Source organism: Halobacterium sp. GSL-19 (genome assembly GCF_016917855.1).
GTDB classification, from domain to species: Archaea; Halobacteriota; Halobacteria; order Halobacteriales; family Halobacteriaceae; genus Halobacterium; species Halobacterium salinarum.
The window spans coordinates 1,399,347-1,426,145 of the sequence record NZ_CP070377.1; the positions used below are offsets into that span (position 1 = coordinate 1,399,347).

The 26,799-nt window shown below is 64.8% G+C and carries 22 protein-coding genes and 1 tRNA gene; 11 read left to right on the forward strand and 12 right to left on the reverse strand.

What is annotated here, in order from left to right; translation table 11 throughout:
- The 5 genes from JT689_RS09230 to glpK all read right to left on the reverse strand — a co-directional run bounded on the left by JT689_RS09230 (position 1) and on the right by glpK (position 5,023).
- Positions 1-543 carry an NUDIX hydrolase gene (locus JT689_RS09230; RefSeq protein WP_205251035.1) on the reverse strand — a complete coding sequence of 181 codons (543 nt, stop codon included), beginning with the start codon at positions 541-543 and terminating at the stop codon, positions 1-3.
- 45 nt (positions 544-588) lie between these two features.
- On the reverse strand, positions 589-1,128 hold the full coding sequence (locus tag JT689_RS09235) for an AAA family ATPase (protein ID WP_205251036.1): 540 nt from the start codon (positions 1,126-1,128) through the stop codon (positions 589-591).
- A gap of 61 nt (positions 1,129-1,189) precedes the next feature.
- Complete coding sequence (locus tag JT689_RS09240) at positions 1,190-2,362, reverse strand: ATP-binding protein (RefSeq protein ID WP_205251037.1); 1,173 nt, start codon at positions 2,360-2,362, stop codon at positions 1,190-1,192.
- Positions 2,363-2,438: 76 nt separating this feature from the next.
- Positions 2,439-3,488, reverse strand: coding sequence for a hypothetical protein (locus JT689_RS09245; RefSeq protein WP_010903445.1), 1,050 nt, complete (start codon positions 3,486-3,488; stop codon positions 2,439-2,441).
- Positions 3,489-3,490: 2 nt separating this feature from the next.
- A complete protein-coding gene (gene glpK, locus JT689_RS09250; RefSeq protein ID WP_205251038.1) occupies positions 3,491-5,023 on the reverse strand; it encodes a glycerol kinase GlpK in 1,533 nt (510 codons plus the stop codon).
- A gap of 220 nt (positions 5,024-5,243) precedes the next feature.
- Between glpK and glpA the strand changes: the two genes are divergently transcribed.
- From glpA to JT689_RS09265, 3 genes are read left to right on the forward strand one after another with little or no spacing between them, the layout of a single operon-like run.
- The gene (gene glpA / locus JT689_RS09255) at positions 5,244-6,956 is read left to right on the forward strand and encodes an anaerobic glycerol-3-phosphate dehydrogenase subunit GlpA (RefSeq protein WP_205251039.1); all 1,713 of its coding nucleotides are present in this window, start codon (positions 5,244-5,246) and stop codon (positions 6,954-6,956) included.
- On the forward strand, positions 6,946-8,229 hold the full coding sequence (gene glpB / locus JT689_RS09260) for a glycerol-3-phosphate dehydrogenase subunit GlpB (RefSeq protein WP_205251040.1): 1,284 nt from the start codon (positions 6,946-6,948) through the stop codon (positions 8,227-8,229). The genes glpA and glpB overlap by 11 nt, the downstream gene beginning before the upstream one ends.
- On the forward strand, positions 8,222-9,619 hold the full coding sequence (locus JT689_RS09265; RefSeq protein ID WP_205251041.1) for an anaerobic glycerol-3-phosphate dehydrogenase subunit C: 1,398 nt from the start codon (positions 8,222-8,224) through the stop codon (positions 9,617-9,619). The genes glpB and JT689_RS09265 overlap by 8 nt, the downstream gene beginning before the upstream one ends.
- Positions 9,620-9,666: 47 nt before the next feature.
- On the opposite strand, the gene JT689_RS09270 is transcribed toward JT689_RS09265, so the two are convergent.
- Positions 9,667-10,149, reverse strand: coding sequence for a hypothetical protein (locus tag JT689_RS09270; RefSeq protein WP_205251042.1), 483 nt, complete (start codon positions 10,147-10,149; stop codon positions 9,667-9,669).
- A 310-nt stretch (positions 10,150-10,459) separates the two neighbouring features.
- Here JT689_RS09270 and JT689_RS09275 point away from each other — a divergent pair, with 310 nt between their 5' ends.
- The 5 genes from JT689_RS09275 (at position 10,460) to JT689_RS09295 (ending at position 16,082) form a co-directional block, all read left to right on the forward strand.
- A complete protein-coding gene (locus tag JT689_RS09275) occupies positions 10,460-10,981 on the forward strand; it encodes a type IV pilin (protein ID WP_205251043.1) in 522 nt (173 codons plus the stop codon).
- Between the two features lie 620 nt (positions 10,982-11,601).
- Positions 11,602-12,639, forward strand: a complete 1,038-nt coding sequence (locus JT689_RS09280; RefSeq protein WP_205251044.1) for a hypothetical protein — start codon at positions 11,602-11,604, stop codon at positions 12,637-12,639.
- Between the two features lie 73 nt (positions 12,640-12,712).
- The gene (locus JT689_RS09285; RefSeq protein WP_205251045.1) at positions 12,713-13,537 is read left to right on the forward strand and encodes a hypothetical protein; all 825 of its coding nucleotides are present in this window, start codon (positions 12,713-12,715) and stop codon (positions 13,535-13,537) included.
- Between the two features lie 104 nt (positions 13,538-13,641).
- A complete protein-coding gene (locus JT689_RS09290) occupies positions 13,642-14,208 on the forward strand; it encodes a hypothetical protein (RefSeq protein ID WP_205251046.1) in 567 nt (188 codons plus the stop codon).
- A gap of 1,028 nt (positions 14,209-15,236) precedes the next feature.
- A complete protein-coding gene (locus JT689_RS09295) occupies positions 15,237-16,082 on the forward strand; it encodes a tyrosine-type recombinase/integrase (RefSeq protein ID WP_229373359.1) in 846 nt (281 codons plus the stop codon).
- Between the two features lie 1,521 nt (positions 16,083-17,603).
- Here JT689_RS09295 and JT689_RS09300 read toward each other — a convergent pair.
- From JT689_RS09300 to JT689_RS09310, 3 genes are all read right to left on the reverse strand, one after another.
- A tRNA-Pro gene (locus JT689_RS09300) sits at positions 17,604-17,676 on the reverse strand.
- Between the two features lie 84 nt (positions 17,677-17,760).
- Positions 17,761-18,351 (reverse strand): tRNA (pseudouridine(54)-N(1))-methyltransferase TrmY, encoded by a 591-nt coding sequence (trmY, locus tag JT689_RS09305; protein WP_010903455.1) that lies wholly within the window; start codon positions 18,349-18,351, stop codon positions 17,761-17,763.
- 217 nt (positions 18,352-18,568) lie between these two features.
- Positions 18,569-19,792, reverse strand: a complete 1,224-nt coding sequence (locus tag JT689_RS09310; protein WP_205251047.1) for a hypothetical protein — start codon at positions 19,790-19,792, stop codon at positions 18,569-18,571.
- A 181-nt stretch (positions 19,793-19,973) separates the two neighbouring features.
- Between JT689_RS09310 and JT689_RS09315 the strand changes: the two genes are divergently transcribed.
- Both JT689_RS09315 and rnhB read left to right on the forward strand, forming a co-directional pair.
- Positions 19,974-21,251: a tRNA pseudouridine(54/55) synthase Pus10 gene (locus tag JT689_RS09315; protein WP_205251048.1), complete on the forward strand. Its 1,278-nt coding sequence runs from the start codon at positions 19,974-19,976 to the stop codon at positions 21,249-21,251.
- Position 21,252: 1 nt separating this feature from the next.
- On the forward strand, positions 21,253-21,891 hold the full coding sequence (gene rnhB, locus JT689_RS09320) for a ribonuclease HII (protein ID WP_010903458.1): 639 nt from the start codon (positions 21,253-21,255) through the stop codon (positions 21,889-21,891).
- Here the strand turns inward: rnhB and JT689_RS09325 are convergent.
- Complete coding sequence (locus tag JT689_RS09325; protein ID WP_205251049.1) at positions 21,888-23,498, reverse strand: Na+/H+ antiporter NhaC family protein; 1,611 nt, start codon at positions 23,496-23,498, stop codon at positions 21,888-21,890. The genes rnhB and JT689_RS09325 overlap by 4 nt on opposite strands.
- Before the next feature lie 130 nt (positions 23,499-23,628).
- Between JT689_RS09325 and nucS the strand changes: the two genes are divergently transcribed.
- A complete protein-coding gene (gene nucS / locus JT689_RS09330; protein ID WP_205251050.1) occupies positions 23,629-24,381 on the forward strand; it encodes an endonuclease NucS in 753 nt (250 codons plus the stop codon).
- Positions 24,382-24,388: 7 nt separating this feature from the next.
- On the opposite strand, the gene JT689_RS09335 is transcribed toward nucS, so the two are convergent.
- Both JT689_RS09335 and secF read right to left on the reverse strand, forming a co-directional pair.
- The gene (locus tag JT689_RS09335; protein ID WP_205251051.1) at positions 24,389-25,918 is read right to left on the reverse strand and encodes a preprotein translocase subunit SecD; all 1,530 of its coding nucleotides are present in this window, start codon (positions 25,916-25,918) and stop codon (positions 24,389-24,391) included.
- On the reverse strand, positions 25,915-26,769 hold the full coding sequence (secF, locus tag JT689_RS09340; RefSeq protein WP_205251052.1) for a protein translocase subunit SecF: 855 nt from the start codon (positions 26,767-26,769) through the stop codon (positions 25,915-25,917). Before secF ends, JT689_RS09335 begins: the two co-directional genes overlap by 4 nt.
- Positions 26,770-26,799 lie beyond the last annotated feature (30 nt).

Below are 26,799 nucleotides of genomic sequence, written 5' to 3' on the forward strand. Positions count from 1 at the left end.
CTACGCGAGTTCGTGCTGGAGCACGCCCAGCGCGGTGCGGCCGTCCCGGATGTCGTCGTCCCGGACGGCCGCCACCAGATCGTCGTACGGCTCGGTGTCGACCCGGATCGTCTCGTCGTCGTCCAGGGCCTGGCTGGCGGTGGGCGTACAGTCCGTCGCGCGGAAGTAGTGGTGGACGGCGTCGCTGATGCCGTTGGCCGGCTCGTAGGTGGCGTACTGCTCGATCGTGGCGGGCTCGTAGCCGGTTTCCTCGCGGAACTCCCGGCGGGCGGCGGCCGCGAGGGATTCGCCGGGCTCGACGCTGCCGGCGGGGAGCGCGCGGTTCACGCGCCCGACGGCCTGCCGCCACTCCTCGATGAGCACCACCTCGTCGCCGTCGGGCGTGAACCCCAACACCACCACCGCCGGGCCGTCGTGGAGGTAGTCGTAGTCGGTTTCAGTGCCGTCGGGCAGCCGGGTTTCGTCGCGGCGGATCACGAACCCCGGGCAGTCGTAGGCGGTCGTCGTGGCGGTCGTCTCCCACGCGAGGTCGTCGGTCGGCATGCCTCCGATTGGGCGGCGGGAGCGAAAAAGGCTGGCGCGGCGGGCTCAGAGGAGGGCCACGAGTTGGCTGCGCGTGGCGTCGCGGTCGCCGGAGTTGTCGATGATCGCGTGGTCGTCGCCGGGAATGGGGTCGAACTCCTCGCGGAACTGCTGGTGGATGGCGAAATCCGCGTCGCTTTCGTCCCCCGAACGCGCCCGGATGCGGTCGCGAACGACCGCCTCGGTGCACTCCACTTTCACCAGCTCGAAGCGGACGCCGACGCTGTCGGCCAGCTGTCGCGCGGCCGCCCGGCGCGCGTGGTTCTTGAACGTGCCGTCGAGCACGACCGAGTCGCCGTCCCGGAGCGCCGCGCCCGCGCGGTCGAGCAGCGCGTCGTAGACGGCTGCGACCTCCGCCGGCGTGTAGTCGGGCTCGGGGAACAGGTCCGTGCGGACGACGTCGGTGCGCAGCAACTCGGCGTCGAGGGTCTCGGCGGCGTGTCCGGAGACGGTGGTTTTCCCGGTGCCTGGCAGCCCGCACACGACCACGAGTCGTTGCTCGGCCCCGTTCGTCGATCTGGTGTCTGAGACGGGCGTCCCGCTCACGGTAATCGAATGAGAGACGGCCCGCCGGCAATATGAACCTGTGGAATCGGCGCGCCGGCGGCTACGCCCGCGCTCGGAGCCGGCGGAACGCCGTCGGCGCGAACCGGACCGCAACACGGCTCGGGGGGCGGCCGGCCGAATCGGTGGTGGTGGCGCGCACGCGCTCGACGATGCCGTCGCCGGACAGCTCGTACAGCAGCCGCGTGACCGTGCTCTGGGACAGCGATACGCCGGGGGTGGCCGTGACCGCGTCGGCGGCCTCGGTGACCGACCCGTGGGTGGCGTCGGTGTCCAACAGCGCCGCCAGGACGCGCTGTTTGGCGTCCGAAACCGCGAGCGGACGCCCGAGCACGACGCCGCCGCGGGGCACGTCCTGGACGCCCGCCTCGATGTCGGCGTCGGTGAGCCGGCTGCGGCCGGCGCTGTCGGCGGCGTGGGCGGCGACGGCCAGCGCCGCCAGCGCGTCGTGGGCGTTGCCGTCGCTCCAGGCGGCGATGCGGCGCGCGTGCTGTTGGGTGAACGCGTGCTGGCCGAGGGCCAGGGACGCCCGCGTGGTCACAACCCCGACGAGCGTCTGGCGCTGGTAGGCGTCGATGCGGAGGTCGCGATCGGTGTGGGCGGTCAGCGCGGCGTCGGACGGCTCGGAACGCCCGACCGCGAGCCACCGGGCGCGATCCGGGAGGGCGGTCAGCAGTTCGGCCACGGGGGCGGCGGTCGTGGTGTGGTCGACGGCGACCACGACTCCCGTTGGGTGGGCGGCAACCGCGTCGGCGAGTCGGTCCCGGATCGCGGCCGTGCTCACGCCGTGGGTCGGCACCGACTCCGACACCAGCGCGTCGAGGACGGCGTGGGAGAACGCGAACGGGGTGGTGGCGGTCCGGCGATCGACGTAGACGAACGCCGGCATCGCCGACGCCGGGGTGGACGGCTGTGGGGTGCCGGCGCGCGTGCTCGTGTGGATGACCGCGTCCCCGGTGGCGTGGCGCGCGAGCCGCGCGAACAGCGCGGACACGACCGCCGATTTGCCCGCGCCGGGCGGCCCGTGGAGGTAGGCGTTCGGCGGGAGCGCGCCGTCGAAGGCGGGGCTGAAGTGGTCGAGCAGGCGCTCGAAGGCGGGGCCACGGTCGGAGGGCTCGGTGATGTGGGCGACCGGCGAGAGCGGCTCGAAGTCGGTGATGAGTGCGGCGTCGGTGCTGCGGCGCTGGCGGCGCGTGATTCTCGCGTCAAGGTCCATGCTGTAGTGGGGTTGTGTCGCGGTGAGTGGTGTGGCTGCCCCGCCTAAACGGCGGGCGGCGACAGCAACGCGGGCGTTACAGGCCGAGGTAGCTGCTGGTCGGCAGCAGTCCGAGCTGGAAGGCCCCGCCGATCACCAACATCAGGGTGGCGATCGCCATCGCGGGCGGGTCGACGTGGGTGCCGGAGTGCGAGTAGAGGATGCGTTCGCCACACTCGCCGACGAGCGCGCTCAGGACGCCGAAGCAGCCGGCGGCGACGACCGCCAGCAGGGGGCTTGCGAAGACGCTGAACCCGAGCACGCCGCCCACAGCGCCCAGCAGCGTGATGTGGTGTGTGACCGGGAAGTTGGGCACGTCGAACTGCAGGAAAACCAGGCTCGCGGCCGAGAGGCCGTACCCGAGGAAGACGCTGTCCGTTTGCAGCCAGAGGAACCCCGCGAGCACGCCGAAGATCGCGCCGATGAGCGTGACGCCGGTCCACGTGTACTGCTGGGGGAGCCAGGGCTCCGTGGCGGGGCGGCCGGCGTGTTCGGCGGCGCCGCCGTCGGCCGCTGGGTGTGGCTCGTCGCGCTCGAACGGTCCCATGTCGAGGAGGCCGGAGCCGGACGGCGACCCGACGATCGGGTAGCCGAACACGGGTCGGGCGATCAGGGCGGTCGCCACGACGGCCACGGCGATGTTGTCCGTGGGGATGCCGAGCGCCGTGACGACTTTGGCGATCAGCATGCCGAGCGCGCCGAAGACCGCGCCAACCGCCAGCACGTCGGGTTTGGTGCCGAACGCGTACTGGATGTTCTTCCCGAAGTGGTAGTCCCAGCCGTCGGGCGCGAGCTCCGGGTACCGCGTGCCGGCGTACGCGGAGGCGGCGACGCCGCCCGCGAACGCGATGTGGGGGCCGACGATCGGCCCGAACCCGATGGCGTTGGTGAGGCTCACGGGCAGGTCGCCCGGGAGCAGTGTGAGCGATTCGCCGATGAGGACGACGAATCCCGTGAAGATGAACGAGGGCAGCGCGCCGATGGCCGCGCCGAACGCGCCCCCGGCAAGCGCCGTCAGCAGGAGGACGGCGAACGGTTCGGGGGCCATGTCGACGACGGGGAGCGTGGCGAGAGTGAGTCCCGGCATCGTCAGTCCTCCGTGGCCCACGCCAGCGAGCGATCAACGGCGTCCTCCCAGCGGCCGTACTTGCTGTCGGCCTCGCTGGGGTCCATCTCCGGCTCGAACGACCGGTCGACACGCCAGTTCTCCCGGAGGTCGTCCAGGCTGTCCCAGTAGCCGACCGCGAGGCCGGCCGCGTAGGCCGCCCCGAGCGCGGTGGTCTCGTCGACCTCCGGGCGCGCGAGGTCGGTCTGGATGATGTCCGACTGCAGCTGGCAGAGGAAGTTGTTCTTGACCGCGCCGCCGTCGACGCGCAGCGTCGTGGTGGACACCCCGGAGTCGGCCTCCATCGCCGCCGCGATGTCGCGGGTCTGGTAGGCGATCGATTCGAGGGTCGCCCGAACGATGTGGGCTTTCCGCGTGCCCCGCGTCATGCCGACGAGGGTGCCGCGGGCGCGGCCGTCCCAGTGTGGCGCGCCCAGCCCGGTGAACGCGGGCACCATGTAGACGCCGTCGGTGGTGTCGACGGAGCTGGCGAGTTCCGCGGTCTGGGCGGCGTTGTTGATGAGGTCGACGTCTTCGAGCCACTCGATCGCCGCGCCCGTGACGAAGATCGATCCTTCGAGGGCGTACTGGACGGGCTCCCCGGAGAGCTGGAACCCGATCGTCGTGAGCAGGCCGTGCTCGGAGGAGACGGCGTCCTCGCCGGTGTTCATGAGGTAGAACGAGCCGGTGCCGTACGTGTTCTTGGCGTCGCCGGCGTCGAAACACGTCTGCCCGAAGAGGGCCGCCTGCTGGTCGCCCAGCGCGGCCGTGACGGGAACCGACGCGCCGAGGAAGCCGTCGGGGTCGGTGTGCCCGTAGACGGCCTCGTCAGAGGACGGCCGTACTTCCGGCAGCATCTCCCGGGGGATGTCGAACTCCTCCAGCAGCCAGTCGTCCCACTCCAGGTCGGTGATGTTGTACAGCATCGTCCGGGAGGCGTTCGACACGTCCGTGATGTGTTCGCCGGTGAGGTTGTAGATGAGCCAGGAGTCGATGGTGCCCATGAGCAACTCGCCGTCGCGGGCGCGATCCCGGAGGCTGCTGGCGCGCGCCGAGGAGAGCTTCAGCGGCTCGGCTTCGTCGAGCAGCCACTCGGTTTTGGTGGCCGAGAAGTAGGCGTCCGCCTCCAGGCCCGTTTTCTCGCGGATGCGCTCGATCTTGCCGCTTTCCTCCAGGGATTCGACGCGGCTGGTGGTGCGTCGGTCCTGCCAGACGAGGGCGTTGTGGATCGGGCGGCCGCTTGCGGCGTCCCAGACCACGGTGGTCTCGCGCTGGTTCGTGATGCCGATCGCGGCGAGGTCGTCGGCGTCCAGCCCGGCGGCCGAGAGCCCCGCCGTCACGACGCTTTTCGTGTTCTCCCAGATCTCCAGGGGGTCGTGTTCGACCCAGCCGGGCTCGGGGTAGTGCTGTTCGTGTTTCTCGTAGGTGTTCGCGACCACGTCGCCGTGTTGGTCGAATACGATGAACCGCGTGCCTGTCGTCCCTTGGTCGATCGCGCCGACGTATGCGTCTGTCATAGCTGTGTCAACCTCGTTGCGCGGTTGTCTTACCGTCAAGACCGCGTTACCGGTACACAATATCATAACCCGTAATAAAAATCCCTGAAACTCCGCGAAGAGCCCTGAATGTGTCCTTTCACGCCGGACGGAATGCCCCGACCGCCGACACGACCCGATTGTTTACGCGTCGCTGCGGGACCTTCGATGAGGTAAAGGCGGTCGCCGTGTAAGGCGTCGTATGGCGCAGGAACCGCACGTGGTTGTCGTTGGGGGTGGGTCGACCGGGGCCGGCGTCGCCCGCGACCTCGCGATGCGTGGCCTTGGGGTCACGCTCGTCGAGCAGGGCAACCTCACGCATGGCACGACTGGCCGGATGCACGGCCTCCTCCACTCAGGGGGCCGGTACGCAGTCAGCGACCAGGCCAGCGCGCGCGAGTGTATCATCGAGAACCGCGTGCTCAGAGAGATCGCAACGCACTGCGTTGACGAGACAGGCGGGTTGTTCGTGAAACGGCCCGAGGACAGCGAGCAGTACTTCCAGGAGAAACTCGCGGGCTGTGAGGCCTGCGACATTCCCACGAAGGTGCTCTCCGGGGCGGAAGCCCGGCAACTGGAGCCACATCTCGCCGACGACGTCGAGAAGGCCATCTGGGTGCCCGACGCTGCGATCGACCCGTTCCGCCTGGTGGTCGCAAACGCCGCGAGCGCCCAGGAGCACGGCGCGCGCATCGAGACGCACTCGACGGTCACGGACGTCGTCGTGGAGGACGGCGCGGTGGTCGGCGTGGAAGTCGAACACGCGACCGGCGCGGGCAAGCGCGTGCACGGCACCGAGGGCGGCACCGAGGTGATCCGCGCCGACCACGTCGTGAACGCCGCCGGCGCGTGGGCGGGCCGCCTCGGTGAGATGGCGGGCGTTGACGTCGAGGTCCGTCCGTCGAAGGGCGTGATGACCGTGATGAACACGCGACAGGTCGACACCGTGGTCAACCGGTGCCGGCCGAAAGGCGACGCCGACATCGTGGTGCCCCACGAGACCACCTGCATCCTGGGGACGACCGACGAGGAGGTCGCCGACCCCGAGGACTACCCCGAACAGCAGTGGGAGGTCGACATGGTGATCGACGAGTTGGCGGAGCTCATTCCGATGCTCGACGACGCCCGCACGGTGCGGTCGTTCTGGGGCGTGCGGCCGCTGTACGAGCCCCCGGACGTCGACAGCGACGACCCCACGGACATCACGCGGGACTACTTCCTGCTCGCGCACGACGACCGCGACGACCTGCCCGGGATGACGACCATCGTCGGGGGGAAGCTCACGACCTACCGGATGATGGCCGAGGAGATCACCGACCACGTCTGCGAGCGCCTCGGCGTCACCGCGGACTGTCGGACCGCGGACGTCGCGCTCCCCGGGAGCGCCGACAACACCGCGCTCGACGACTACATGACGGAGTTCGGGCTGCGGTCGCCGGTCGCCCAGCGCAGCGTCGACCGCCTCGGCTCGCGGGCCGGCAGCGTGCTTGACACGGACGACCCCAACCCCACGATCTGTGCCTGCGAGGCGGTCACGCGGGCGGAAATCCAGGACGCCATCGAGCAGTCCGGGACGGACTTGAACGCGGTGCGGATCCGCACGCGGGCGACCATGGGGAACTGCCAGGGCGGGTTCTGCGCGCACCGCCTGGCGAACGAACTCCACACCGCCGGCTACGACGACGCCACCGTGCGGGCGTCCTGGGACGAACTGCTCGCCGAGCGGTGGCGCGGCCAGCGCCACGCCCTCTGGGGCGACCAGCTCTCTCAGGCGATGTTGAGCTACGCGCTGCACGCGACCACGCAGAACCGCGGCCACGACCCGGCCGACGCGGACACTGAGATCGACTTCGGGGCGTTCGACGCGGGGCCGCTGGCGGCCGACGGCGGCCCGGAGGGCGCGCATGGCAATTGAATCCGAGGTGCTCGTGATCGGCGGCGGGCTGGCCGGCATCACGAGCGCGCTGGCGGCCGCCGACGCGGGCGCGGACACCCGACTGGTGTCGTACAAACAGAGCACGCTCCGGAACGCCAGCGGGCTCGTCGACGTGCTCGGCTACACGCCCGGCGGGGACGGTCCCGTGGTCGACCCCTTCGACGCCATCCCGTCGCTGCCCGACGCCCACCCGTATCGGACCGTCGGCGTCGACACGGTGCGCGACGCGATGGCGTTTTTCGACGCGCACGCGCCGCGCTATCAGGGGCACCACACCGACGCCAACGCGCTGGTGCCGACCCACGGCGGCACGGTGAAGCCGACCGCGCGCTATCCCGCCAGCGCCGCCGCCGGGCTGGCGAGCGACGACCGGGACACGCTGCTGGTCGGCTTCGAGACGCTGCCGGATTTCAACGCGGACCACGCGGCCGCCCACCTCGAATCGGCGGGCGTTCCCTTCGACGTGCACGGTGTGACCGTGCCGTTCCCGGGCGACCTCCGGGCGGGCGCGAAAGTCACCCGGTACGCGGGGCTGCTGGACGCGAACCCCCGGGTGTCGGTGGACGGCACCGAGCGCCCGCTCCGCCTGGCGCTTGCCACACGGGTCGCCGACGCGGCCGCCGACGCCGACCGCGTCGGCTTCCCGGCGGTGCTGGGCGACGACGACCCCGCGGGCGTGCGAGACGCGCTCGCGGACCACCTGGGGGCTGCGGTGTTCGAGGTGCCGATGGGACCGCCGTCGCTGCCCGGGCTGCGGCTGTCCGATCACCTGTTCGGCGCGCTGGAGGCGGCGGGCGTGCGCATCGAAACCGGCAACCCCGTGGTGGACGCCGACACGACCGCCGACGGCGTCGAGACCGTGTACGTGGAGAAAAACGGCGCGCGCATCCCGAACAGCGCCGACGAGTACGTGCTCGCGACCGGCGGGCTCGTGGGGAAAGGCATCGACTCCGACCGGGACGCGGTCTACGAACCGATCTTCGACTGCCGGATCGCGCACAGCGACGACCGGTACGCGTGGTTCGACGACGACGCGTTCGGCGACCACGCGTTCGCGCAGTTCGGCGTGCGGACCGACGACACACTGCGGCCACGCGACGACGACGGTGCCGCCGCCCACGCGAACCTGCGGGCGGCGGGCGCAGTGCTTGGCGGCTACAACTTCGCAGCGGAGCACTCCGGCAGCGGCGTCTCCATCGCAACGGGGTACGCGGCCGGAACGGCGGCAGCGGAGGCGATCCACGATGAGTGACTCAGAATCCGATTCCACGACGACCACCGCGGAGAATCGCTTCGAGCCAGCCACACCGAACGTGGGCGAGAAGTTCGACCCGGTGGCGCTCCACGACGACACCGACGACTTCGACCTGCGCCCCGAGTCGGACTCCTGCTATAAGTGCTCGACGTGTGACACCAACTGCCCGGTCGCGGAGGTCGACGACGACTTCCCCGGCCCGAAGTTCCAGGGCCCCGAGCAGTGGCGGCTCAAAGGGCAGTCCGACGACGAGGACCACGAGATCGACGACTCCATCACCGAGTGTTCGAACTGCATGCGGTGTGACTCGGCCTGTCCGTCGGGCGTGTCGCTGTCACAGATGCACAACACCGCGCGCGGCGAGTACGTCGACGACCAGATGTCCAAGCGCTCGCTGAAATACTGGCGCAACCGCATCCTCGCGAACTACCGCACGTCGGCGCGCATCGCCAGCACGCTCCCGCGGCTCGCGAACGCCGCGATGAACTTCGGGCCGGCGCGCTGGGTGATGGAGAAGACGCTGGGCGTGACCAGCGAACGCGAGTTCCCCGCGTTCGCGACCGAGACCTTCCGGGAGTGGTGGCAGGCGCGGGGCGGCGCGGCCGCCTCCAAGGAGCGCGCGCAAGCCCGCCGACGTGAACGCGGCGAGCCCGTGGACGCCGACAAGAAGGTGGCGTACTTCCATGGCTGCTACGCCAACTACAACACCCCCGAGGTCGGGCAGGCGATGGTGCGCGTCTACGAGCATTTCGGCTACGAGATCGTCGTCCCCAAACAGGGCTGTTCGGGCACCCCGATGTTCGCCAACGGCATGCTCGACGACGCCCGCCGCCACGCCGACATCACGGTGTCCTCGATGAGCGACCTCATCGAGGAGGGCTACGACGCCATCGCCTCGTGTACGTCGTGTTCGATGGCGCTCCGACAGGAGTACCCCGAACTGTTCGACATCGACGGCATCGAAACGGTGGCGTCGAACACCTTCGAGGCCGTCGAATACCTGCGCATCCACGAACCCCTCCGGGAGACCGTGCAGTCGGCCGACATCGACGGCGAGCTCGCCGACGAGTTCGCGTACCACGCCCCCTGCCACGCCCGCAGCCAGGGCCTAGACCGCCAGGCGGTGGAGCTGTTCGGCGACCTCGACGGCGTCGGCATCGACGACGTGGGCGACTCGTGTTCGGGGATCTCGGGCACCTACGGCTGGAAAGAAGAGAAATACGAGACCTCCATGGAGATCGGCGACGACATGTTCGATCACATGGAGTCCGCTGAGGGCGACACCGGCCTCACGGAGTGCCCGACGTGTGCGATGCAGATGGAGCACGGCACGGGCTACGAGGTGCGCCACCCCCTGGAGCTGCTGGAGGCCGCGCTCGTCGACTGACGGCGCGGTCATGGTGTGCGACCCGGGTTCAGTGGGTGACCTGGAAGCTACGATTTGACCCGAAAGACCCGCTCGTCAGTCCTGTCGTACTCGTCCAGGCCGTGTTTGAGTTTCTCTCTAGGCGATCCGTTGTTCACTCTGTCCCGCCAGATCTTCACGTACTGCCCGTAGTACCCTGGGGGTGCTTCGCTCGAAACGTTCCATTCGAGCTCCACGTCGCTCTTGGCACCGGGGCCAACGAACACCGCCTCGTCGGTCCGGTTCCCGTTTTCGAAGAGCCGCCCGTCGTTAGAGACGGAATACCCGACGTATACCGTCCTCCCGAGCGGTTCATAGTTTTTTATCGTGGCGTTCACTTCGACGGTTTCACCCCTTGTGTACACGTCCTTCGATGGGCCAGTTACTGATTCGAAGCGCACATCCGGATCGTTACCGTCCTCAGAGCTGGACTGGGCAGCAGCCGTCTTGGATAAAACGGTGGCTCCCGATACTGTCGATCCGATCGTTGCAATGTATGTTCTTCGATCCATGAGTTTGGTATTTCCTCCATCATGTATATGCTATGGAAGAAACAAATAATTTTTGTTAGTTGTTTTACCTTCGGGTGGGCGGGGTTCACTGGGCACTGAATGGGGACCAGTGATCAAAGCTCGGCGGACGCCGACCAGGGACAGCACCAATGCGGCAGGTGTGTGTGCGGTCGGACAGCGCCAATGCGGGTTCGTTCTCGGGAGACCAGCAATGCACCCACCGGCCGTACGGTGGCTGCTGGCGGTATCCCGGAACGGAGCGAAGCGTATTCACGCCCACACGACGAACAGTGATCCAGTCAGCCCACCAATGCGAGCAGCCACGCCAGTCACGGCCGTCGTTCTCATGGTCGTCGTCGTAGTGGTCCTTGCGGGGACAGTCGCGGTGTTCACCCTCGGGTCCACGGACACCATCAGCAGCCCCGCGCCGCTGATCGGGCAGTCGAGTGGCGAACTCGTCCGCGACACGGCCGGCGGCGGCGATCAGATCGTTCGACTCACCCACATCGCGGGCGACGATGTGGCGGTGTCCGACCTCGACGTCGTCGTGGATGCGACTGCCGCCTGCGGGAAGCGGGCCCGGATCGTGGACCTGCCCACGAGCACGCTGGGCCCAAGCACGTACGACGGCGACAAGCTGTTCGATTTCTACAGCCCGGACGGCGGGGCGTTCGACGCGAACACGGACGGCGTCTGGCGGCCCGGCGAGACGGCCACGTTCCGGATCGCAAACCGGGACTGCTCGCTCGACAGCGGCGACACCATCACGGTCCGGGTGGTGCACACGCCGTCGGAGACGGTTGTGATCGAGGACACGCTGACCGCCTCGTAGGCGGGTGGAGCCAACGAAGCGGCGGCCGGCGAGTGAGCGACGACTGTGGGGAGAAATGGGCTGGCGGGAATTAGTTTACTGACCCTTCAGGTACATCTCTCGCGCTGTACTCGCGGTTTGCTGTTGATGTTAGTCACCGGTGAGAGCGATGTTTTTGATGTGGTTGCAACGCTGTTCCGTCTGATGGCGGCGACGGCGCCAGATTTCCTCCTGCGAGAAATTGTCGTAGTGCTTCTCGATCAAGTGGTTAACTACCACTGCCAGCTGCTGCTAATTCAATGAGGCAGTCAGGACGACACCGCAGACAACGCATCCCATGTCTCCCGATTCAAAACGATCCGGGAATCAGGTCTTCAGCTTGCTCGCCAGCACAGGTTTGGCTGAGATATTTTCGAAGGGCGGATCAGCGTGACGACCTGGGGCCAGCGATATCTTGAAGACAGTAAACGTGGAGAATCAGCCGAGACCGCTCTCGGGCTAACTGATATATGTCATTGACTGTTTGTTTTGATAATTGAATTAAAACGACTTTACCCAAATTTTGGAATTGCCAGTGAAAATAGGTCATTTTGTGTTTGTGGGCTAGAAGTTTAAGTGTCAAGGACTACTTCTATTAACCAATGTCCGCCTCTTTTCCCGAGGAGATGTACACCTACGACGGTTGGTTGGTTTTCAACGGCCTCTTCTCCGTTGATGTCAAGGACGAGGACGAAACACCGGAAGACCTAGTTTCTGGTCTCTCGCAGTACACTGAGCCTGACCCTGGGGTTGAATCCCGAGGGTTTGAGCGAGCCGAGTTTGACGACCTTCTCCAGACCACGGGCGACCTCACGTGGAACCTTCAGCGTCTCGGAGATCGTCTCTACTCGTTCAACTACAAGCACACCCGCTGGGACACCCAATCGGGGTTCGATCGGAACACTGGCTCGAAGCGCACCATCCAGAAGAAGAAAGAAGACGGTGTAGAGATCCACTGGGATAGCAGAGAGGACCTGATGGTCTTCCGTGGGCAGAAAGCCGAGCTCGCGAAGAACAGGAGACGGCTTCGGGGAGGGCTTTCGGAAAAAGTAGAGCTTGAAGAGCTGAATTTCCATCACGATTTCCTGCTCTGGATTCTCTACCGGACGTTCAACGGTCAGGGCCTTAATTCCGAGCTGAGCATTCGGGAGGTCTCGACTGTAGGCACGACAAGCGACTCCATCGACAACACGGGACAGGGAGTGACCATTGAGGACTCGAAGAACGTCCTTCGTTCAGTGCCGGCAATCATCGCAATCCTAGATCAAAAGAAGCCGGAGAAGCTCAAGTGCCAGTTCGTGCTGGATAATCAAGTTGTGAAGGCTAAGATTGAGCAGGGCGGGAAAGTTCATGTCACGGTCACTGACAACGAGCTTGAAGAGTTGAGCCATCTCCGCCGGATGGCAGTCTCTCTTCAGTTCATCTTTGAACTCATTCACCAGTACGACATCTGGCGGAACCTCCCGTCGACGCAAAAGTACCCCCCAGAGTCGTTCTTCTACGATCTCGCGAAGCGAGCAGAGGAAGAGGGCTATGAGTATCAGGGTCAGCTGAGGAGAGTTCCGGAAGAGTACAAGCGGAAGCGCCAACGGCAGCCGGTAGACGACGATATGCGCGAGCCTGGCAAAGACGCTACATAAACCGTTATCCTGCGTAAGAAATACACGTCCTTCCGACAAAGGACCAAACACGGCTACACGCGGCTCCAACCAGATGTCGACCAAAAGACTTGGACGCATCGAAAACTTTGACAAGTTCCGGCGACAGACCCATCTGAGCACGTCTGAGTCTAGTGTTGATCTTGATGATATTGAACAGAGAACTGTTACAGGCCACAGGGAGATTGAAGACTATCCATACGAAGATCAGAATGTCTACTCCGGCGACCTAATTTATAATTTCACTGATTGGAAGGGTGAAAATCGGGCACAGAGTGCGTCATTCGAGTATCGCTCCCAATCCGGATTATTCCTATTAACACTGGAAAACGGGCGTGTTGATCCGGACGTGGTTCTTCGAGATCTTGACGACCAGTTTGAAGGCTCTAATGGTCTAAAAAGGTCCATCTCTGTCAAACGCGAGGCGCTCTGGAACTTCTTCGAGAGAGCGGATCAGTACGACTCCTTGACATTGACCGGGTCGGAAGGACGATTTGACTTCACTAATCTCAAGCGAGTCGCTAACAGCCTTTCGAATGATGATATTGACCCAGATGATGCTCTCTTGGATCCTAGTTTGAGGGATCAATTTGACGAGCCCGAACAGTTTGAGCAGATCCTTCCGATGCTGGAGAAAATTGATTTGAGTGGTGAGATCAGATCCCTTCGAGATCTCGGAATTCGCCGTGAGCAGTACATTATTGAGCGCGCTGAGGTTTACTTTGAGTTAACAGACAACGGTAATCCCGGTACGGAAGTGGTCTCTGTGACTTATGACCGTGGGAATATGCAGATAGGCGACGATGCACCCGACGATGGCCGTAGGTATGTAAAGCAGTTATTCGAGAAGGAAGTTGTCTATCCCTCATATGGCCGATAGTGTCTCTCGACTCGATTCAGGAATTTTGCCGGGCCGCATTTAGCATTCCAGTTGTTGTTCTAAGCACTCCGCTATGGATTGCACCAATTCCAGCGATTCGTCGAGTGTTCTCTGACCCGTCTGGATTCGTTCGTAATGTTAAGGAGTTTCTTCAGTCCTACACAGCACATCCTATATACCAACTTAGCTCGCTCATAGGTTCTATCCTCGTTGTCTTGATTGGTGTCTTCAATTGGGGGTTCCTCGGGCCAATCGCCGCTGTTCTGGTCATAGCACCGGCAGGATGGTTCTATACACAGAATCACCCGTTTGGACTCCGATGCAATTACAGTGCAATAGGTGAGGACAATGGGCACGAATGTACTCCTACCGATGATACGTACACGGTGGTACTCGATATGCGAGCTGGAGACGACGTAGACGATTATCGACTCGACGTTCACACTCCGTCAGGCGCTGATTTGGACCGTATTGACGGGAACATCACGCAGGTCGACGAACAAAGACACATATTATACGGAATGGTCCCGGACAATTTTTCTGGCCGAGAATATACAGAGGCACTCTACCTCGAGAAAACAGGGAGCATCGCCCCGGAAGGAGAGCTTGTCCTCATCAAGAGCCAAGCTAACGACTACACGATGGAGTGGATTAGACTGCTCCCGGAATAAGCACTGAGAGACAGGTCATAACTACCGAACGTTCTCTCGTCTAGTGCTGACCTTTCACTGAGTATTAGTCGAGATCGTGTTCGCAGAACGTATCTCAGTTCTCACAGCCGTCGTATTCCATGAATAGTCTGGAACCAATTTCGCGCTTGGACGACAGTGTGTCCCACGTTCTCCGGAGGTCGTGCGGGCTGAGGTACGTCCAGTTGTTGTGCTTCTCGGCTGATTGCACTTCTGAAGGGGCGAAGCGCTCAACTAGTATCGATAGCCGTCATGGTAAAGCAACACTCTGAATTTGTCATTACTACTACCGACTCTGTTAATTATTGTCCGGTAAGTTCAGGAATTGGGACAAAGGTAAGGGCCCTGGACGGAGCTGCATTGACCAAACAGCGATCAATAAAATTGTCAGACAGGTACGAAAAAGTAAGTGAATACGATGGGAAAACCACGGATTACGACGGTAAAGGCTCGCCTAGCGTTAATATGGACAAGATATATGAAAACGCGCAACCTAAGCCACCAGAAGCAGATTTAGGCTCGGTCGGGGACAACCAATAACGAGACTAGCCATTCTGTAGTCTCGGCGGATCATTTACAACCATGCGGTTTCACGCACTCAAACTCGATTCCGGTATGTGCACGCAAAGCCGCAAACCTCGTGTGCATAATTCGGTACTCGCACTCTCAAGGAGCCAATCAAGGCCGAGGTGATCGGGTGGATCATGCCGGATCCCGGCCGATTCACTCCGTTCAGTAGCTCAAAATCACTCACTTTTCGGAGTTATGGATCCCGATGTGAGGCTCTCGTGTCTCCTTGTGGCCGAACTCGCACCCACAAACCAGGCGCAGCCTTCGGGGTAGCCGTGCTCGTGGCTCCGGGAATACGCCTCAATCCAGAGCGGTTGTGTAACACCCCGCAAAGCGGCCACTAAGTGTTTGAAAATGCGGGAAACGGGGTAAGTGAGTAGTGGGCCGGCGCGAATTCGAATCGCGGTTACGGCCACCCTCAGGCGCTCTCTCGGGCGTTCATGGGCTTCGAAGTAACTATGTCCAAGCCAAACCGGAATCTCACGCCGACGACGCCAAAAGAAGCGCTCGACCTGTACCTACGGGAGCGGAGTACCGACGTGACCGAGAGTACCCTACAGGCTCATGAGTACCGTCTAAACCATTTTGTCCGATGGTGCGACGGCGAAGGAGACGTAGAGAACGTGAACAATCTCACCGGCCGCGACCTTCACCGCTACAAACTGTGGCGGAAGGAAGACGGCGACCTGAACAAAGTCAGTCTCAAATCCCAAATGGATACCCTTCGGGTGTTTATTCGGTTCTGTGAGACGGTGGACGCCGTCGAAAGTGACCTACACTCGAAAATAATCTCTCCGACGCTTGGGGACGGAACTGGTCAGCGGGACGTGAAACTCGACTCGGAGGAAGCCGAGGTGCTACTCGACTATCTCGAACGGTTCGAGTATGCTTCGTTCTCTCACACCGTTGTTCTCTTGCTATGGCGGACAGGTATGCGTATCGGGTCAATTCGTTCGCTCGACCTATCGGACTTCCACCCGGACGATCAATACCTTTCCGTTCGCCACCAGCCGGATACTGATACGCCGTTAAAGAACAAAGGGAACGGTGAGCGATACGTGGCTCTCACGACGGCTGTCTGTACTGTGGTCGAAGACTACGTCGATGTACACCGTCACGATGTTACCGACGAATACGGGCGTGACCCATTGCTGACCACCAAGCACGGACGACCCACCAACAACACTCTCCGACAAACGGTCTATCGGCGGACGCGCCCCTGTCGGTCTCAAAGAGACTGTCCGCATAGGAAAGAGAGAGAGAGACGAGTGCGAAGCCATTACTGAACGAGGGAGAGCGAGCAAGTATCTATCGTCTGTGTCACTCCACGTAATCTGGAGGGGAAGCATAACGCACCACCTAACCGAAGACGTACCGGAACGGGTAGTGTCCGACCCGATAAACGTGAGCCAAGGAGAACTCGACGCCCACTACGACCGACGCGACGAATAGGTGAATGTAGAACAGCGTCGTGACTGTCTTGACGGCGTGTAGAACGACGACCGACTGAAGGCTCCCTGAAAACGAGGCCGACCTGCTCGCCGAACTCGAAGACGGGCGTGGTCAGAAACTCACCGAGGAAGAGGCGAACTTGGCCGTCGCGCAAGCTCGTCTTATCGGTGATTTGTAGCAGGTAGCGTCTTGGGCTACCCTACTTAAATTATAAGAACATGGTACCACTTCTACATGCTATTTCGGCCCGATAATCGGACATTTAGAGAGGGACCGAGAGGTGGTCATAGGGCTGGAGAGATCAATAACCGAACGGTGGTTAAACCGTTCAAAACCAATTTATTTTGTATATTTGGCACTGAATTTTTTGTCACAGTTTTGACAGGCTACGTGAGTGTCTTTACCCGACCAGCTATCATTCTGTGCAACACGTTTGATTTTCGTCTTTTCATCAGGCACATTTACTAAAGTTTCATGGCCACAATGAGGGCATGCAGTATTTCTGACTGGCACAACAGCAGATGTGTGGCTGACAGGTAATATTTTTTTCTCTGCCCCGGTATCCCTAATGCTCGCGCCTTGGTGTCCCCACCTCACTCAAAGCTACAAGCGTCCCCATGTCTCACGGCGTCGTCAAGTGATCTCAGAGGTTCAGCCACACAACTCTCGTCACTGGCGAACGGGTGAGACGACCTGTCCCCCTGCCGTGATGGCACCCCCACAGAGGTTGTACTGACGAACGTTGCTGGCCATCGGCGTCGGTCGTGACAAATCGGTTTCCCCCTGTTCGGCAGGTGGGTTTCGAGCGGGGAATATCCGCAGAGAGTGCCAAACCGATTTTACCATTTTGGGGTTCAAAGGGTGACTGACTCAATATTCTCGCGGTCGGCTTGGCGGAGACAATGTTTCTCTCTCAGTAGTGGTTGAAGGCTCGTCAGTATAACGTTAGTCAACGTGTCTGACCCACAGCGGCGCTTGTGCTACCTCGGGCTGACTCTCATTCGCGGTGTTAGCTAGTGTTGCCGTCCCGTCGGTTAGACCAGCGCTTACAGCCGCAGAGCGAACGTCAAAAATATCGCCAATCTACTCGGTAGGGCTTCGACCGCACTCACGCGCCACTCACGACGCTCGCTCGGCTTGCTGGTGGCGACCATTAGCCGTATCATCTGAAGACAGGGCGCTGAATACTCAATGGTACAGAATCTATTCCGAAACAGGGGAACTGAAACGTCTACGACCCCTACGTATTCGTAGAAGTCCACGACGGCGTAGGGGCACGATTGAAGTGAAGAGCCGGGCTTCTAAGACGGTTTATGAACGCCGTTTAGTCAATCGAAAACGAGTGCGGGCAGAAATGGGCCGGCGCGAATTCGAATCGCGGTTACGGCCACCCGAAGGCCGAAGGATACCAAGCTACCCCACCGGCCCGCACGTGAGAGAATGGCCGTTGTGGATTTAACGGTTCCGGATCGGGGAGCAGGCGTGACCCGCCGGCTGCCGTGGCCGTCGCCGTCAGTACGCGTCGAACCCGGCGGTGTCGAGGTGGTTGTGCGCGACCGTGATGGCGTGGTCGGCGTGCAACACCGTCGGGCCGACGCGCACGCGGTGGTCGCTGGCGTCCGCGAGCAGGCTGGCCTCGGCGGCGGTGAAATCGCGGTGATCCGACAGCACGAACACGGGATCCGCAAGGGGGTCGACGGCGGCGAGCGCGTCGCCGTCCTCGTGTAGCGCCACGACGGGCCCCGAGACGGCGTCCAGCACGGCCTCGAAGCCACGCTTCGAGACGTGGATGCCCGGCGACGACGACGCCTCCTGGTGGCCGATGGCCTCGGTTTTCGCGTCGAGGGCTTGCTTCAGCAGTCCGGCGACGTTGCGCTCGTCGGGATGCATGTACTGGACCGCGCCGGCGTCGATGCGGACCGTCACCTCGTCGCCGAGGACGAGGAACACCTCGACGTCGTCGCGGATGCCATGCGAGACGAACAGCGCCGCACTCACGCACCGACAGAGGACGTCGAGCCGGCCGGCAGCGCCCGGCAGGTCGTCGAGCGGGAAGTCGGGGGTCGTCGGGGCGTCGTGCCCGAGGACGACGAACTGTCTCATGCGTGGGTAGTCGGGCGTGGGTGGCTTACGTGCATCGGGTTCGGGGCTGAGCGGCGAACCACTCCGACCGCCTCGGCGCGTGCAGTCCTCGGTGAGCCCGATGTGTCCGCCGGCCGACTGCGCCGACGAGATGAGGCGGGACGGGCTGCTCTCGACGCGCCGGTTGTTCGCGCCCGGGTGCCCGCGAGCGAGCGGCCACGCGGACGCCCCGTGACGGCTAGCGGGAGCGCGGACTGGCTCGGACGGCACTGGCGAGCGCCGCCGGGTCGGCGAGCGCGCTGAGGCGGACGTCGTCGCCGCTCTCGCGTTCGACGACGACGGGATACGTCTCGAACGGGAGCACGTGGACGAGGCCCAGGATCGTCCAGCCGAGCGGGTCGTCGCCGACCGAGACCGAACTGATGTCCTCGACCGGGACGACCCATTGCGGCTCGTCGAGCAGCGAGTCGTAGGCGACCAGCGCGTCGTCGTAGACCCGGTACTCCTCGTTGGCGTGCCCCAGCCAGACCACGGCGACCACGGTGAGGACGGCGACCGGCGGCGCCGCGAGGAGCGCTATCGCGACCGCCCACAGCGTGACGCGCAGCGACCCGGAGCCGAGAACCGCGACAGTCCCGAGGAATCCGGTCAACGAGGTGGCGAAGAGGACGGCGTACGAGAGGCCGTCGTGGACCGCCCACGCGCGGACGACGCCGCGGTCGTTCTGGACGGTCGCGCGCGGCGGTCCGTCCGGGACCGAGAGCGGGTCGAGTGTCGCGCCGCCCGCGGGGTCGAAGGTCAACGGCCACGGGCCGACCCCGCACTCGCGGCACTCGAAGGCGAACTTCGGGAGGCAGAACAGCGCCGTGGCCGCGGTCACCTGCGCGGGGTCCGGGGGCGTCCTGGAGAGCGACCAGACGGCGACGCAGGCGACGACAGTGCTGTAGACGATGTCGCGGCTCGGCCGAACAGTTCGCGGCGATGCGGTCGCGTACCGGCCGGCCGCAGCCCACGTCTGCACGATGCGGCCGTGTTTCGCCGCGACGAGGAGGACGGCCGGAAGCAGTGTCGGCCCGAGCCCGCCCTCGAACGGCTCCAGCGCGGTCCACGCGAGCACGACCACGGGGAACACGGCGAAGCAGACGACCCACTGGTCGACGACGTACGGGAGGTTCCGCGGTGACACCGACGGAAACCGGGCCGCGACCCGGACGCTCCCGCGTTTGTCCGCCACCATCTCGTACAGCGGTTCGAGGAACCGGAGCGGCGTCATCGCGGGCGGCGCTGTCGACGCCCGTTCGGCCGCGAGCCGTTCGTAGAGGAGGCGGGCGATGCCGGCGACCGCGTCGAGCGCGAACACCACCGCGATCGTGAGTGCGCGCTCCGAGAACAGCGCCCCGACGACCAGGGTCGCGTTCAGCGCGAGAACGACGCCGACGAGCCCGGCTGTCCCGCGTCGCATCCGAGGGTAGTTCCGGGAGGGTTCTCTTGAGTCTACTCATTACAGCGCAGGGTTCGCCCGAGCGCGGTCCGGCGCGTGTGGCCGGCGGCGCGCCGCCGGGAGCGGTCGCCTCCCGCCGGCCGCGGGGGTCGTGTGGCCGCGGACCGAAGAGTACGTACCACCGGCCGCCTACGAAACGCCCATGACCATCCTGGAGGATGCACGCGCGGTGCTGGCGGAAACCCCGGTGTGTGACGCCTGCCTGGGGCGGTGTTTCGCGGAACGGAGTTTCGGGCTGTCGAACGCCGAGCGCGGGCGGGCGCTGCGGACCGCCGTGGCGCTTGCCGACGACGAGCCCTACGAGGAGCCCGGGGAGCCGTGCTGGGTGTGCGAAGGGGCGTCCGGGCGGTTCGACGAGTTCGCGGACCTCGTGGTCGACGCCGTCGCGGACGCGTCGTTTGACACCTACCAGGTGGGGACGCAGGCGCCGCCGCTGGTCGAGGAGAACGAGGCGATGCTGCGGGACCTCGCCGGGCTGGCTGAGGACGCCGGCGAGCCGTTCAAATCCGAGTGCAACCGCGAGGTCGGGAAGCGCGTCGGCGATCGCACGGGCACTGAGGTGGACTTCGGGCGGCCGGACGTGCTCGCCGTGATCGACGTCGAAGCCGAAACCGTCGACGTGACGGTGAACTCGGCGTTCGTCTACGGCCGGTACCGCAAACTCGAACGCGGGATCCCCCAGACGAAGTGGCCGTGTTCGGACTGCAACGGCAGCGGGACGCTCGTGGATTCGCCGTGCCCGCACTGCGACGGCACGGGCTTTCTCTACCCGGAGAGCGTCGAGCAGCTCACCGCGCCGCCGGTCGTCGACGCGATGGGCGGCACGGAGGCGTCGTTCCACGGCGCGGGCCGGGAGGACATCGACGCGTTGATGCTGGGGACGGGGCGGCCGTTCGTCATCGAGGTCGCGGAGCCACAGGACCGCCACCCGGACGCCGACGCGCTGGCGGACGCGATCAACGACTTCGCGGACGGCAAAGCCGAGGTCGAGGGCGTCGCGGTCGCGGGCTACGAGATGGTCGAGCGCGTGAAGGAACTCGACGCCCGCAAGCGCTACCGGGCTGACGTGGAGTTCGACGCGCCGGTGGGCGACGACGACCTCCGGGACGCGATCGACGAACTCGACGGCGCGACCATCGAGCAGGAGACGCCGAACCGCGTCGACCACCGGCGCGCGCATCTCGTCCGCGAGCGCGACGTCTACGACATCACGGCCGACCGCGAGGACGACACGCACGCCACCGTCGAAATCGAGGGTGAGGGCGGGCTCTACATCAAGGAGCTCGTGTCCAGCGACGACGGCCGGACGAATCCGAGCCTCGCGGGCCTGCTCGGCGTCGGGGCCGTGGTGACGGCGCTTGACGTGGTCGCTGTAGCGGGCGAGACCGAGGCCTTCGAGGACACCGAGCATCTCCCCTGAGATGGCGCGGTTCGGCGTCGACGAGGCGGGGAAAGGGCCGGTCCTCGGGTCGATGTTCGCGGCGGCGGTGGCCGGCGACCCGGCCGCCGTTCCGGACGGGGTCGCGGATTCGAAGCGCCTCAGCGCCGACCGCCGGGCGGAGCTCGACGACCGCGTTCGGGCGTCGATGCGAGTGGGTGTCGCGGAGGTGCCCGTCGACCGCATCGACGACCCGGAGACGGACATGAACACGCTCACCGTGGCGGCCCAGGCGGACGCACTCGGGCGGGTGGTGGCCGACGGCATGGCGGGGTACGTTGACGCCGGCGACGTGAACGAACAGCGGTTCGGCCGCCGGGTGGCCAACCGGGTCGCGGCCGACGTGGCGGTGACCGCCGAACACGGGGCCGACGACGAGTACGATCTGGTGGCGGCGGCGAGCATCGTCGCGAAAGTCGCGCGGGACGCCCACGTCGACGCGCTCGCCGCGGCGTTCGACGCGGACATCGGGTCCGGATACCCCAGCGACTCGACGACGCGGGAGTTCCTGGCGGCGTACGTCCGCGAGCACGGCGAACTCCCGGAGTGCGCGCGCGCGAGCTGGCAGACCAGCCGCGACGCGCTCGGGGCGGCCGAGCAGTCCGCGCTGGACGAGTTTTAGTCGTCGGGGTCTGCGCTGGGGGTGCCCGACTGGACGGGGCTGATGTCGCGGCGTCTGGCGTCGAGCTCCGAGAGGGCGTAGACGAGGACAACGAGCGCGAGCGCGCCGACGGGCAGCAACACCCACGGCGTGATGCGGGTGACCCCCCAGACGGCGAGCAGCACCGCGGTGACGGCGATGACCGTGCCGGCGTAGTACAGCTGCGTGCGCACGTGGTCGATGAGGTCCGCGCCGGTGAACGTCGCCGACAGCACGGTTGTGTCGGAGATCGGGGAGGCGTGGTCGCCGAAGATGGCGCCCGAGAACACCACACCGACGACCGCGGACACCATGGTGTGGGTGCCGGCGAGGTTCCACGCGACCGGCACGGCGATGGGGGTGACGATGCTCATCGTCCCCCACGAGCTGCCCGTAGAGAACGCGACGAACGCGGCGGTGAACATCACGACAACCGGCAGCAGCGCCGGCGTGAGGAACAGCTTTGCGATGCCGCTGACGTACCTTGCAGTGCCGAGCGCGTCGACGACGTTGCCGATCGACCACGCCAACACGAGGATCGTCACGGCCGTGAGCATGATGCCGAAGCCGTCGACGGTCGTGTCGACGCTCTCACCCAGTGAGAGGATCCCGTACGTCAGGCCGAGGACGTACGTCGAGACGACCATCGCGAACGAGCCGACGATGAGCGCCACTGCGTAGTCCGCGCCCACAACCATGTCGTAGAGGGTCGTGTCGGGTCCGTAGCCGGTGTACAGTGCGGTGGCGATGGTGACAGCGATGAGGACGGCGACCGGGACGAAAAAGGAGACCAGCGAGGGGTTTTCCGCGCTGGGCTCCCCGAGTTCGCCCTTGACGTCCTGCATCGGGGTCGCGTCCTCGCTGGTGACCGCGCCGGTTGTCGTCGCGCGGTGTTCGGCGGTCAACATTGCCCCGTAGTCGCGGCGCGAAAGCACGATGATCGCCACCATCACCACGGCGAGAATCGAGTACATGTTGAACGGGATGGCCTGCAGGAAGATCTCGAAGTTCTGTGGGCGGTTGGCGGCGGACACGCCGGCGGTCTCGTAGCCCTTCTCGATCATGGAGAGTTGGAACGCGACCCACGAGGAGATGCCGAGTGTCGCCACGGGCGCGGCAGTGGAGTCGACGACGTACGACAGCTTCTCGCGGGAGAGGCCGAGGTGGTCGGAGACGTCTTTCATCGTGGAGCCGACGATGGCGGTGTTGGCGTAGTCGTCGAAGAACAACAGCACGCCCAGCAGCCACGCGACGACGCCCGCCGAGCGCTTGCTGTCGATGTGCGTGAGCGCCCAGTCGCGGACGGCGTGCGAGCCGCCGAGGCGCCAGATCATCGCGACCGATGAGCCAAGCAACAGCGTGAACACGATGATCTGGGCGTGGAACACCGACCCCTCGGCGTTGGGTTCGACTTGGGAGATCGACCGGACGACCCAGCTGAACGTCTGCTGGATGCCGAGGCCGCCTGTGTAGATGATCCCCCCCGACCACACGCCGAGGAACAGCGAGAGAATGGCTTTCCGCGTGATGATCGCCAGCGCGATTGCAAGTAACGGCGGGACAACGGAGAGGACGCCGAACTCCGACATACCGCCTGAATTCTGTCCCAGAGACTTAAACCCAGCTTCGCACCGGCGCGGTTCACACACGACGGAGCGCCGACAGGAACCACCGGGAAGTCGGGCGTTTAACCATCGCGGTGGCCTGCACACCCATAGAATGACAGTCGAGAGAGTGTCCGCGCCGACACCGGCGGCGTTCGTCGACGCGGCCAACGCGGCGTTCCGGAACGGCGCAGTGCTGAGCGTGCAAGCCCGCTGCGAGGTCGAATACAACGGGCGGACGAGTGGCTATCTCGGCGACGGTGATCGGCTGCTCGTCGCGAAACCCGACGGCACGTTTCTCGTGCATCAGCCCACGGGCCACAAGCCCGTCAACTGGATGCCCGGCGGCGGCACCGTCGAGGCGCGCACCAGCCAGGGCGACGCGGTGTTGCTGGCGCGCCGCAGTAACCCCACCGAGCGCGTCGAAACCAGGCTGCATGAGGTCTACGGTGTCACGCGGTTCGACGCCGAGGACGGCGCGACCTACGAGGAGTCCGGAACCGAGGCGGAGATGCACGAGTACATCGAGGCCAACCCCGACGCCCTCGAAACGGGGCTGCGCATCGTCGAGCACGAGCGCGAAACCAAATACGGGTTCATCGATTTCTACGCCGTTGACGGGGGCGGCACGCCGGTCGTGATCGAGGTCAAACGCATCCAGGCGACGCTGAATCACTTCGACCAGCTCAAGCGCTACGTCGACCGCTACGCGGAGACGAACGATGACGTGCGCGGGATGCTGGTCGCGCCGTCGGCGTCCGAGCGGGTGACCCGGGCGCTCCGGGACAACGGCCTGGAGTTCGTGGCGCTCGCCGAGTTCGGCCTGGACGCGAAGGGCGCGACCGAGGCGAAGCTCACGGACTTCTGAGGCCCGCTCAGGTGTCTGTCGTCAGCAGCCGCCGGAGCACGTCACCGTAGGCCGGCCGCGTGACGAGCACCCCGATGAGCACGCCCAGGATGGTGACCAGCGCGAACCCGCGGAGGTCGCCGAGACTCAGCACCGCAAGCGGGCTCATCGCGAGGATGGTGGTGGCGGCGGCGGCACCGATCACCCACAGCGCCTTCCGGAAGCGGCTCTGGAAGATGCGCGACGACGACACCTGCTCTGTCATCACCTCGTCGGCGATGATGACGAGGTCGTCCACCCCGGTTCCGATCACCGCGATGAACCCGGCGAGGTGTGAGAGGTCAAGCGCCAGCCCGGAGACGGAAGCGAACCCAAGCAGGATGACGACCTCCGCGAGCGCCGTGAACACCATCGGGATCGCGATCTTCGGCTCGCCGTACCGGAGCAACACCATGATCGCGACCGCGATCGCGGCCGCGAGCCCGGTCACCAGCGAGAGCGGTTTGTACTTCTGTGCGAAGCTCGGCGCGACGTAGTAGGAGTTCTGGACGGTGATCTCGGCGGGCAGCGCGCCGGCCTGCAGGTTCACCTGCAGGTTGCGGGCTGCCGTCATGGAGTCGGCCGTGATCCGGAACGACGGGCTGTTGACGAACTTCCCGGAGCTGAGGGTCCGCGCCAGCCCCGGCCCCATGCTGGCGTTGTACACTTCCTCACCGTCGAGTTTGGTCAGCAGACAGTATCCGCCGTTGGGGAACCGACAGTTGCTGATGCCCGCCTGGGAGGTGAACCCGTACTGGGTCATGTCGCCGGTGAACCGCTGGGCGGCCTCCGCCGAGAGCTGTACCGGGACGAACGGCCGGCCGTTCTGGTCGCGTTTGGGTTGGTCGACTTCGACGAGCTCGTCGCCGCGCAGAACGGTGGCGTTGATGTTCGTCCCGTTGGATCCCGGATAATACGCGTCGAGGGTGACCTGGCCGCGTCCCTGGATGAGCGACTGCACCTGGGAGGCGTTCTGGCCGGGCACTTCCACGACGATGTAGTGGGCCTGAGCGCCGGCGCTGGTTTCGATGTCTTTGACTTCCGCGCCGCCGAGCCCGGTGGCGTCGATCTTCGAGCCGATGATGGAGACGATGTTGTCCCGTGTGGCCTGCGTGACGCCGCGGCGAACCGAGTCCGGCGAGTAGCCAGCGTCCTCAAGCGTGGTGCGCAGGCTGCTGGTGGAGACGTTCTGGTAGACTTCGACGCTGCCGGTGGCCGGGCGGGCGCGGACGTTGCCACGCTCGACGTCGAGGGCGGTGCTGATGCGGGTGGCGATCTCGCCTTCGTTGTCCGGAGTGACCGACACGCCGTCAGCGGTGACACCGGTAACAGTCGTGCGGAGGCGGACCCCACCGGAGAGTTCGAGGCCGTAGTTGAGGTTCGTCGGGTCACCGGTTGCGGCCTGCTGGCCGCTGGTGTTGGCGCTCGCGCCGATGCCGGGCGCGAACAACGCGACGGAGCTGGCGACGACCAGGACGACGAGGGCTGCGATCCGCCAGTTCTCGCGGAACCAGCTCATTTCGCCACCCCCTCGAACTTGTACCAGCGAAGCAACGTGACGTTCAACATGTATGTGTTCATGAGATCAGTGACCAGCCCCATCACCAACACGAGGCCGATCGAGGACATCAGTGGGATGCCGAAGATGTAGGAGACGATCGTCATCACGACCATCGCGGCGATGGAGGTGAGTGTCATCGTGACACCGGTGTTCATCGCGCGGTCGACGCTCTCCCAGAACCCGCCCGACCGACGGAGGACGTGGTTGTTCAGGAGGATGTCGGAGTCGACGGAGTACCCGATCAACATCAGCAACGCAGCGACCGTTCCAAGCGAGAGCTTGATGCCGAAGACGTTCATCAGCGCCACGGGCACGACGATGTCGCTGAACGCTGAGACGACGACCGCGATGCTGGGGACGAACGTCCGGAACAGCGCGAACACGAGCACGCTCATGCCGAGGAATGCGGCCGCGACACCCAGCAGTGCCAGTCCCTGGGTCGAGGAGCCAAACGAGGGTGAGACTTCCTGGGACTGCACGATTTCGATGTCAGCGGTGTCCCCACTGATGCCGGGGGCGTTCTCACTCTGGAAGGTCGCGAGGTACCGGTTGCCGTCGGTGCCGACCGAGCGGAACGACGTCGGCTCGGCATCGAAGGCGGCTTTGACCTGTGCGGACGGCGCGCTTGATTGTGCGACCACTTCCGACCCGCCAGTGAACTCAATGCCGGGCGACACCGGCGCGCCCGTGGCGGCCATCCACCCACCGATGACCGCGAGGGCGACGACCAACACGGCAAGCGGCGGCGCAACGAGTTGCCGCATTGAGTACTGGCTGAGGTCAACGTCCGGGACCTCGAACCATGACATGCCTGGCGGTGGGATGCGACGCTGGTTAAG

What these genes read in the sequence shown, in the direction of transcription:
- JT689_RS09230 (WP_205251035.1), bottom strand. Translation starts at nt 543, where the DNA reads ATGCCGACCGACGACCTCGCGTGGGAGACGACCGCCACGACGACCGCC.
- JT689_RS09240 (WP_205251037.1), bottom strand. Translation starts at nt 2,362, where the DNA reads ATGGACCTTGACGCGAGAATCACGCGCCGCCAGCGCCGCAGCACCGAC.
- JT689_RS09245 (WP_010903445.1), bottom strand. Translation starts at nt 3,488, where the DNA reads ATGCCGGGACTCACTCTCGCCACGCTCCCCGTCGTCGACATGGCCCCC.
- glpK (WP_205251038.1), bottom strand. Translation starts at nt 5,023, where the DNA reads ATGACAGACGCATACGTCGGCGCGATCGACCAAGGGACGACAGGCACG.
- glpA (WP_205251039.1), top strand. Translation starts at nt 5,244, where the DNA reads ATGGCGCAGGAACCGCACGTGGTTGTCGTTGGGGGTGGGTCGACCGGG.
- glpB (WP_205251040.1), top strand. Translation starts at nt 6,946, where the DNA reads ATGGCAATTGAATCCGAGGTGCTCGTGATCGGCGGCGGGCTGGCCGGC.
- JT689_RS09265 (WP_205251041.1), top strand. Translation starts at nt 8,222, where the DNA reads ATGAGTGACTCAGAATCCGATTCCACGACGACCACCGCGGAGAATCGC.
- JT689_RS09270 (WP_205251042.1), bottom strand. Translation starts at nt 10,149, where the DNA reads ATGGATCGAAGAACATACATTGCAACGATCGGATCGACAGTATCGGGA.
- JT689_RS09275 (WP_205251043.1), top strand. Translation starts at nt 10,460, where the DNA reads ATGCGAGCAGCCACGCCAGTCACGGCCGTCGTTCTCATGGTCGTCGTC.
- JT689_RS09280 (WP_205251044.1), top strand. Translation starts at nt 11,602, where the DNA reads ATGTCCGCCTCTTTTCCCGAGGAGATGTACACCTACGACGGTTGGTTG.
- JT689_RS09285 (WP_205251045.1), top strand. Translation starts at nt 12,713, where the DNA reads ATGTCGACCAAAAGACTTGGACGCATCGAAAACTTTGACAAGTTCCGG.
- JT689_RS09295 (WP_229373359.1), top strand. Translation starts at nt 15,237, where the DNA reads ATGGGCTTCGAAGTAACTATGTCCAAGCCAAACCGGAATCTCACGCCG.
- trmY (WP_010903455.1), bottom strand. Translation starts at nt 18,351, where the DNA reads ATGAGACAGTTCGTCGTCCTCGGGCACGACGCCCCGACGACCCCCGAC.
- JT689_RS09310 (WP_205251047.1), bottom strand. Translation starts at nt 19,792, where the DNA reads ATGCGACGCGGGACAGCCGGGCTCGTCGGCGTCGTTCTCGCGCTGAAC.
- JT689_RS09315 (WP_205251048.1), top strand. Translation starts at nt 19,974, where the DNA reads ATGACCATCCTGGAGGATGCACGCGCGGTGCTGGCGGAAACCCCGGTG.
- rnhB (WP_010903458.1), top strand. Translation starts at nt 21,253, where the DNA reads ATGGCGCGGTTCGGCGTCGACGAGGCGGGGAAAGGGCCGGTCCTCGGG.
- JT689_RS09325 (WP_205251049.1), bottom strand. Translation starts at nt 23,498, where the DNA reads ATGTCGGAGTTCGGCGTCCTCTCCGTTGTCCCGCCGTTACTTGCAATC.
- nucS (WP_205251050.1), top strand. Translation starts at nt 23,629, where the DNA reads ATGACAGTCGAGAGAGTGTCCGCGCCGACACCGGCGGCGTTCGTCGAC.
- JT689_RS09335 (WP_205251051.1), bottom strand. Translation starts at nt 25,918, where the DNA reads ATGAGCTGGTTCCGCGAGAACTGGCGGATCGCAGCCCTCGTCGTCCTG.
- secF (WP_205251052.1), bottom strand. Translation starts at nt 26,769, where the DNA reads ATGTCATGGTTCGAGGTCCCGGACGTTGACCTCAGCCAGTACTCAATG.